The sequence below is a fragment of the Burkholderia territorii genome, from assembly GCF_902833055.1.
GTDB lineage: Bacteria > Pseudomonadota > Gammaproteobacteria > Burkholderiales > Burkholderiaceae > Burkholderia > Burkholderia territorii.
On sequence record NZ_CADFEJ010000175.1, the window covers coordinates 1 to 422 of the forward strand.

The window sequence follows — 422 nt, forward strand, 5'->3', positions numbered from 1 at the left end:
GGACGGCGCCGGCGCGCTGATCGTGGTCTCGGAGAAGGTGCTCAAGCAGTTCAACCTCACGCCGCTGGCGCGCTTCGTGAGCTTCGCGGTGCGTGGCGTGCCGCCCGAGATCATGGGCATCGGCCCGAAGGAGGCGATCCCCGCCGCGCTGAAGGCCGCCGGCCTCAAGCAGGACGATCTGGACTGGATCGAGCTGAACGAGGCCTTCGCGGCGCAGTCGCTGGCCGTGATCCGCGATCTCGGCCTCGATCCCTCGAAGGTCAACCCGATGGGCGGCGCGATCGGGGCGTCCACCGTGGTGCACGCGCTGCGTCGCCGCAACCTGAAGTACGGGATGGTCACGATGTGCGTCGGCACCGGGATGGGCGCCGCCGGCATCATCGAACGGCTGTAAGCGGGTCACGCACCCGATGACGGCGGTG

1 pseudogene is annotated in these 422 nt (G+C 69.4%); it reads left to right on the plus strand.

What is annotated here, in order from left to right:
• A pseudogene (locus HW466_RS31595) lies at positions 1 to 394 on the plus strand (acetyl-CoA C-acyltransferase); the annotation flags it as partial.
• Positions 395 to 422 lie beyond the last annotated feature (28 nt).